Below are 6001 nucleotides of genomic sequence, written 5' to 3'. Positions count from 1 at the left end.
TGCCGAACTCCCGGCACACATCGCTCATGCCTTCGCCCTCAAGCAGCCGGGCGACAAATCGAAGACGTTCCTCCATCACCGAAGTCTCTCTCCACAGCATCAACACCTCCCGCAAAAAGCGAAAAGTGTTACCCATGTCTCCGGTACGAAACGTCACCTATCTCTCGGGTCGGGCATTCATAACCCTTATGAAAAATGCTTTTTCAGCGCGGACGGCGTGATACCTGTTGCTTACCCTGATCTCAATTCTGCCAATAAGGTCGATTTCAGTTCGCAGAACGTGATCGGCTAGTGGGATATGCTTACGAGTCAGTGCTTTAACGGGCGGTGATGTGGCGCCACTATGTCGCTGATAACTAAAGGCTTTTCACAATGCTTGTTTCAGCCTGAGGTCGGCCGCGTCGAAACAGCATGCGAAACCTGCCGATGTCACAGATCAAACCTCCAGCGCTCACAATATCCGTTCTACCCAGCGATCATTTATTCTTCAGGAGCCACATTTTGCCTGCCATGGTAATGCCCTGCGCGGAGGTTTCCGGGGTCGCATCTGCGTCCAGGCTCTGCAGAAAGCCGTAGTCTCGCAATTCGTTCAACGTGGTCGTTGTCAGGAATTTCACCTTGATCGGCCGCTCCTTGAAACGGTCGGTCCTGGCATAGGTGACGGTGGCGTTCAGATGGGTCCATTTGTTGCCGTCCTGGGCAAACAGGTCACCGTCCTTGGCGAGCTTTAAACCCCTGATCTGGGTCGGCGTCAGCGAGACCAGTGGCGCCGGCGCGGTGTCTTTGGTGCTTTTTTCGGTTGTAGTCAAAGTTCGGTCCTTGAATGGTGTAATCGTTTTGAAATGCGGGTCTGTGACATTCTCTGCAGTCGCCTTTTATCGCCGCGCGCAGCACGGACATGGCAGGCCTGGCAGCGGGTTTGCGACCGGCATCTGCGATTTCGACCCGATACGGTTGAAAGCCGGCGGTAGCAGCTCTTCGGCATGGGCAGATTGCGGATCGGTGGCAGTTCAATACCCAACGAAAAAGGCCAGACATCCGCCTGGCCTTCTATGCCTTCATCACCATGCCAGTACATCCGTGGTCATGGGGAGTTAAGCCTTAAGCGGCCTGAAGCTGGCCTGCGGACATTTTGCCGGACCTTTGGTCCTGCTCAAGTTGATAGCCAAGCTTCTGACCTTCAACGATCGAGCCCATGCCGGCGCGCTCGACTGCGGAGATGTGAACGAAGACGTCCGCACTGCCGTCGTCAGGCTGAATGAAGCCGAAGCCCTTGGTGGCGTTGAACCATTTAACTGTGCCGGTGGTCATAACAAACCCTTTCATAGCAACGATTAATCTGCCGCCGGGCGACGCACGGCGGTTGTTTCGACTTTTGAGAGGGAAAGTTGATCAAGAAGCGCAAAGCGCAGCAAAAGCAAATAACGGCAAACAAAGTATCGATGGCGTTCTATATCCATAATGGGTTATCGCGTCAACCTTTGTTCCTCAAAGTTTGGGATTTGCTACTAAGGGATGTATTTCTGCGTCGTTGATCTGAATCACACTGTAATAGGCTCCGGGTATCGATTTTGCGTTCGCGGGTGCGCGACATGCTTTGCGTTTCCGAACTGTGGCTTCATTGTTTCGGTGACGTCGTCTGCGCATTCCCCAAAGGTCTCGTTGACGATGGCGTTTTTCGCCTCGATCGGAATCAATGCCGGCCCGCAGCCTTCTCCGATGCAATCATCTGCAGTGGTGCAATTTTCAGGGCTTCAAGGGCTGTGATCGTCGCTCTTCTTCCATGCGAATCTCACAGCGGTCTGAGAATAGTTTTTCGCTGAGGAAATCGACGAGGACGCGGACCTTGGGCGAGAGGTGCCGGTTGGATGGCCAGAGGAGATGGAACTGGGCAGGGGCGTCTATATGGGCGTCCAGCACGGTGCGTAGCCTGCCGTCGGCTAGCGGGTCGCGCGCGAGGAAATCCGGCATGCAGCCGATCCCCATGCCGCTGACGGTAGCGCCGCGTAGCGCCTCCATGTTGTTGCAGGTCAGAACGGTACGGGTTCTGATTTCCGGATGGTCCGCTGTGAGGCTGAGCGGCCAGGGCTGCAGCTTTCCGGAATTGGGAAATCGGAACCGGACGCTCCGATGGCCTTCGAGATCACGAGGGCAATCGGGTGTTCCGTGTTTTTCCAGATAGGCAGGCGCGGCGCATAGCAAGAGTTGAAACGGGCGCAGCGCACGCGACATCAGTCTTGAATCGGGCAAGGTTCCACTGCGGATTGCAACATCGACGCCTTCTTCGATCAGGTCGACAATCCGGTCGTTGAAGTCGAGATCCAGTTCGACCTCCGGGTAGAGGTTCACAAATTCCGGCAGGATCGGCAGGATCAGATGGTAGCTGACAAGCGGCACGCTGACGCGCAGCCGTCCCCGAGGGGTCGCGACAGCCTGAGCGAGCGAGGCCTGGGCGTCTTCCAGGTCATCAAGGATACGCCGGCAACGCTCGTGGAACAGGCGGCCTTCTTCCGTCAGCCGCAAGCTTCGTGTCGAGCGCTGGAACAGGCGGACGCCGAGCTGTTGTTCAAGCGCGGTCACAGCCTTGCCGACAGCGGAGGCGGAAAGGCCGAGAGCACGCCCGGCGGCGACGAAACTTCCGAGATCCGCCGTTCTGACAAATGCCGTGAGGCCACCCAGAGGTTGGTCCATATGCAGGTCCATTCGAGCGGTTTCTTCCTTTATACGCGGAACAAACCATAGGTTATCGAAGAATTATCCTCAATTTATGCTGCTTTTCGCAATCGAAGTCCAGGCGTTTCAGCGCCCCGCGCCCCTCCCAAGCGCGTCCCACCCTCGAACCAGCGGATATCAGATGACTGTTCCCCACAAGTCCAAACCTACAAGTATCGCGGAGAAAATCTTCGTCTTGATCGCCGTCTGCTCTGCGGCCGCGGCTATGCCGCTCACATTCACTGGTCCCGCGGTGGCCCTGCCGGCGATCAGTACCGAACTTGGCGGCAGCCCTATTGCCCATAATTGGGTCACCAATGCCTTCATGCTGACATTCGGCAGCACATTGATGGCGGCCGGCGCGCTGGCAGACAGCTATGGCCGCAAACGCATCTTCCTGTGTGGCCTTGCCGCCTTCATCCTGTTTGCCGGCGGGCTTGCTTTTTCGCCTGACATTATCTGGTTCGACAGCCTTCGCGCGCTTCAGGGTTTCGGCTCGGCCGCGGCCTTTTCCGGCGGAATGGCATCGCTGGCACAGGAGTTTGACGGAAAGGAACGCATGCGCGCCTTCAGTCTCGTCGGTGCAAGTTTCGGTATTGGCCTGGCGTTCGGACCGATGGCGTCGGGCATGATGATCGAGGCCTTCGGGTGGCGAGCGATTTTCGCACTCGTGGTTGGCCTCGCTATCATCGCTTTCGTTTTCGGGGCGGTATTCCTGACGGAAACCCGCGACCCCGAGGCAAGGGGGCTCGACTGGCCGGGCGCTATCAGCTTCACGCTCGCCCTGTCGCTCTTTACTTATGGCGTGCTGCGGGTGCCGGAAAGCGGCTGGGGCGATGCTCTCACGCTTGGGCTCATTCTTGGCTCGGCGCTGCTGATGGCCCTCTTCTGCTTCATTGAGCATCTCGTAAAGCGGCCGATGCTTGATCTGACGCTTTTCCGCTACCCTCGCTTTGTCGGTGTGCAGCTTCTGGCGGCTGCTCCCGCTTATGCTTTCGTCGTCCTGCTGATCCTGCTGCCGGTGCGCTTCGTCGGTGTCGAGCGTTTGAGCGCGGTCGCCGCCGGACAGATGATGATCGCGCTTTCCGGTCCGCTTCTCATCCTGCCGATCGCGGCCGGGCTGCTGACCCGGTGGTTGCCGGCAGCAACGATCTGCAGCGTCGGTCTCGTCATTTCGGCTGCCGGTCTCTTCTGGCTCGCGCATATTCCCGTCGGTTCGGACCATGTGGCGCTGATCGCACCGCTGCTGACGATCGGTATCGGCATCAGCCTGCCCTGGGGTCTCATGGACGGACTTGCCGTCAGTGTCGTGCCGAAGGAGCGTGCCGGCATGGCAACCGGGATCTTCAGTACGACCCGCGTTGCCGGCGAAGGGGTGGCACTCGCTATCGTGAGTGCGGTCCTCTCCGCACTGACGCAGTCCTATCTTGGAACAAGCCATGAAGCGACAGTGGCGGCACAGCGACTGGTGACGGGGGATCTCAACGGTGCGGGCCAGGCTCTTTCCGGCATGGGAGAACTGGAACTCATCCGTGCCTATAATAGTGCCTTCGGCCTGCTTCTGTGGCTTCTGACCGGCATTACCATTCTGACGGCAATCGTCATTTTCACCTTCATGGGACGAGTTACCGGCGAAGCCGGGGAGGCGGCTGAAGAGTCTATCGCTGTGTGAATATATGAGGGCGGATGAACGTTTCCGCCCTTTTAACTATAGCTACTGAAAAACTACTCTTTTCGAAGCAATTTATCCTGCAAAATTACATCCCGCAGTAACGACTCCTAAAGTCCCGGCTGGCACTTTTATTCTCATTGGCATTGCGTGTGCGTATTTATTGGCTGGGGTTTTTCAATGAGTCGTAATCGGGATGATTGGGTCAGCCAGCGGGCATATGCCATCTGGGAAGAGGAAGGCCGGCCGCATGGTCGGGGCGAAAGCCACTGGGCGCAGGCGCACAGGGAATTCGAACAGCTTGAAGCCACCAAGGCCTCTGCCGATGGGAGCGATCTCATCGAAAAGCTGAAGGCAGCCGGGCGCCTGATGCGCGCTTATGACGAGGCTGAGGCGCAGGATAGTGAGAGCAGCCGGCGCAAGGCGGCCGGCCGCTAGGCTCGGCTGAGGCCGGCGTCGCAGAGGCGCTTTTATATACTGAATGCTAAAGGCTGCTGGCCGTCGCGCCGGCGGCTTTTTCATTGTCAGGCGGGCTTGTTCGCAATCATGGCCTGAACGGTCCTCGGTTCTGTATGTTCATCGAAGCCCCCAACCGAGCATCGCAGCTCCTTCCGATCCTGCCCCCGATTACTGGCGAGCGGCCCAACTGAGACCGCGCCGGAGAATGAGGGGCATGTAGGGGTGACTGAATTCAGCGGCGACATGGCCAAGTGCGGAATAGAAGATGCGGCCCTCGCCGAAATGTCGCTTGAAGACGACGGGCATCGCGATATTGCGCGCGGCAGGATCGTACTGGCCGGTGAAGGTCGTGGTAGCGAGGATTTCGACCGAGGGATCATAGTGCAGATAATACTGCTCCGAGCGGTAGTCGAAGTCTGGAATGCCCTCCATTAACGGATCGTCCTGCCGCGTTACGGCAACCCGGAAGTCAATGACATTGCCGGGATGGGCAACCCAGGTGACGCCGGAGACGTAGCGGAAGGGGGCACTTTCCTTGAAGGAGGTGGCAAGGCAGCCGTGATGGCCGCCGAGGCCGAGGCCACCGCGAACGGCTTCGACCAGGGCATCCGCATGCGGCTTTTCCAGCTTCTCGCCGGTAATGATCGGCACCAGCAGATCGGCCCTGGCGAGAAGCTGCGAGCCGAATATGCCGAGATCATTGGTGATTTCGACTGCAAAGCCATCTTCACGCAGCAATTCGCCGACGATATTGGCGCAGGGCTCCGGCTCGTGGCCCAGCCAGCCGCCCCAGACGATGATCGCCTTTTTCATATTTCCTCCTCTAGGCCTGAATAAGCAGGCTTTCGACGGCAACATTATAGCGCAACGGTTCGTCGGCCAGATGTCGCCCGATCTCTTCGACCGTGAAAGCGCCGAGACGGGGGCGTTCACTGCCGACGTCGCTAGCGATATAACGAATGTCTCCGATGCGAAAGCCGCTGTCGGCACACTCGGGACGCAGCCGGTTTCCATGTGGCCGGCAAGCCAATCGCTCCGCCGAAAGGCGCATTTCCGTATGAAAGCCATCTCTAATCTTCTTATTTTTGCAGATATGTAACCGAGATAACTTTTTCCTGACGTGTAACTTGGCTAAGGTCCGCGCATCTGTGGCTTGCAAAA

At 57.9% G+C, this 6001-nt stretch carries 8 protein-coding genes; 4 read left to right on the top strand and 4 right to left on the bottom strand.

The window, feature by feature from the left end; translation table 11 throughout:
• The coding region (locus tag J2X71_RS23200) for a hypothetical protein (protein WP_310385482.1) at nt 1-292 on the top strand (292 nt) is incomplete at its 5' end.
• Nucleotides 293-476: 184 nt separating this feature from the next.
• On the opposite strand, the gene J2X71_RS23195 is transcribed toward J2X71_RS23200, so the two are convergent.
• The 3 genes from J2X71_RS23195 to J2X71_RS23185 form a co-directional block, all read right to left on the bottom strand.
• On the bottom strand, nt 477-764 hold the full coding sequence (locus tag J2X71_RS23195) for a hypothetical protein (RefSeq protein ID WP_037072484.1): 288 nt from the start codon (nt 762-764) through the stop codon (nt 477-479).
• 337 nt (nt 765-1101) lie between these two features.
• Nucleotides 1102-1311, bottom strand: a complete 210-nt coding sequence (locus tag J2X71_RS23190; protein ID WP_007824862.1) for a cold-shock protein — start codon at nt 1309-1311, stop codon at nt 1102-1104.
• Nucleotides 1312-1746: 435 nt separating this feature from the next.
• Nucleotides 1747-2691, bottom strand: a complete 945-nt coding sequence (locus tag J2X71_RS23185) for a LysR family transcriptional regulator (protein ID WP_310385457.1) — start codon at nt 2689-2691, stop codon at nt 1747-1749.
• Between the two features lie 163 nt (nt 2692-2854).
• Here J2X71_RS23185 and J2X71_RS23180 point away from each other — a divergent pair, with 163 nt between their 5' ends.
• Together J2X71_RS23180 and J2X71_RS23175 are read left to right on the top strand one after the other, a co-directional pair.
• On the top strand, nt 2855-4384 hold the full coding sequence (locus tag J2X71_RS23180; protein WP_310385455.1) for an MFS transporter: 1530 nt from the start codon (nt 2855-2857) through the stop codon (nt 4382-4384).
• A 177-nt stretch (nt 4385-4561) separates the two neighbouring features.
• Nucleotides 4562-4819 carry a DUF2934 domain-containing protein gene (locus tag J2X71_RS23175; protein ID WP_037102067.1) on the top strand — a complete coding sequence of 86 codons (258 nt, stop codon included), beginning with the start codon at nt 4562-4564 and terminating at the stop codon, nt 4817-4819.
• Nucleotides 4820-5008: 189 nt separating this feature from the next.
• Here the strand turns inward: J2X71_RS23175 and J2X71_RS23170 are convergent, their stop codons facing one another.
• Nucleotides 5009-5653: a ThuA domain-containing protein gene (locus J2X71_RS23170; RefSeq protein WP_310385451.1), complete on the bottom strand. Its 645-nt coding sequence runs from the start codon at nt 5651-5653 to the stop codon at nt 5009-5011.
• Between J2X71_RS23170 and J2X71_RS23165 the strand changes: the two genes are divergently transcribed.
• The gene (locus tag J2X71_RS23165; protein WP_310385449.1) at nt 5637-5939 is read left to right on the top strand and encodes a hypothetical protein; all 303 of its coding nucleotides are present in this window, start codon (nt 5637-5639) and stop codon (nt 5937-5939) included. The genes J2X71_RS23170 and J2X71_RS23165 overlap by 17 nt on opposite strands.
• Nucleotides 5940-6001 lie beyond the last annotated feature (62 nt).

It is taken from the genome of Rhizobium sp. 1399 (assembly GCF_031455475.1).
In the GTDB taxonomy this organism is placed as follows: Bacteria; Pseudomonadota; Alphaproteobacteria; order Rhizobiales; family Rhizobiaceae; genus Rhizobium.
The sequence above is the reverse complement of the archived record's forward strand: the minus strand, read 5'-3'. Positions and strand labels throughout refer to the sequence as shown.

Excerpts from the sequence above, each read along its gene's own strand:
- J2X71_RS23190 (WP_007824862.1), bottom strand. The coding sequence starts at position 1,311 with ATGACCACCGGCACAGTTAAATGGTTCAACGCCACCAAGGGCTTCGGC.
- J2X71_RS23185 (WP_310385457.1), bottom strand. The coding sequence starts at position 2,691 with ATGGACCAACCTCTGGGTGGCCTCACGGCATTTGTCAGAACGGCGGAT.
- J2X71_RS23180 (WP_310385455.1), top strand. The coding sequence starts at position 2,855 with ATGACTGTTCCCCACAAGTCCAAACCTACAAGTATCGCGGAGAAAATC.
- J2X71_RS23175 (WP_037102067.1), top strand. The coding sequence starts at position 4,562 with ATGAGTCGTAATCGGGATGATTGGGTCAGCCAGCGGGCATATGCCATC.
- J2X71_RS23165 (WP_310385449.1), top strand. The coding sequence starts at position 5,637 with ATGATCGCCTTTTTCATATTTCCTCCTCTAGGCCTGAATAAGCAGGCT.
- J2X71_RS23170 (WP_310385451.1), bottom strand. The coding sequence starts at position 5,653 with ATGAAAAAGGCGATCATCGTCTGGGGCGGCTGGCTGGGCCACGAGCCG.